We start from the raw sequence: 717 nt of genomic DNA, 5'->3' as shown, positions 1-717 counted from the left end.
TGTCAGTCTTTTGCCCGATTTTCATTGATGCCTGAAGGGCTACAATTGCTGCCAAAGATACCGCTTCAAATTGAAATGCTTAGTCAGAAGCCACATCAGATGAGTACTATCACGCTCCAAACGAATTTTTCCGGTTGTCGAATTTTCCGCATAGGCCTTCTCGCGTGGGCTCTGTTGCTGCGCCGACTTGCTGACCATCCCCAAGCTCGAGCGCGCCGATCGATGAGCTTGACACCACGCCGCCCGGGATAATCAGCGTGGTCAGGATAGCGCTCGCTTGCACAACCTGATCATTGATTTTCCTAACCTTCCCACGCTCGCCACATTGTCTGGTGCTTTGCGGAACAGCGCCCGAAGTATATCGGTCTTCTGTTGGAAACTTGGAAGTATCCTGAAACAGTTCGGGGGCAACGATGAGTCAAACTCGACTTGTACCCATCCGATCCCGTGGATGAACACTGCCTCGTCTTCTGCGCCAGACAATTCCAAGTCCGTGATCAAGACATTCTGCGTTGATAGTGCTTCGATCTGGATGTCACGTACAATGCCTCCAGCACGCAACGATGACTGCATCTGGATCTTGATGAGCTCCTCCTGTCCAAATCTTGGAAGTTCAATGCAGACAAGAAGACTGGCAAATCCGATCAGCATGGCGAATGCCGACCACACAAGGTTCAGGCAATCGCGTTCGGAGAACTCGATGGGTGAACTCCACAC

Annotated in this window: 1 pseudogene; it reads right to left on the bottom strand. The window is 51.5% G+C overall.

The window, feature by feature from the left end:
• Positions 1 to 261: 261 nt before the first annotated feature.
• Positions 262 to 717, bottom strand: a pseudogene (locus tag ACXJ5O_RS28920) (cellulose synthase); the annotation flags it as partial.

The sequence above is a fragment of the Phyllobacterium sp. P5_D12 genome, assembly GCF_054049495.1.
The sequence above is the reverse complement of the archived record's forward strand: the minus strand, read 5'-3'. Positions and strand labels throughout refer to the sequence as shown.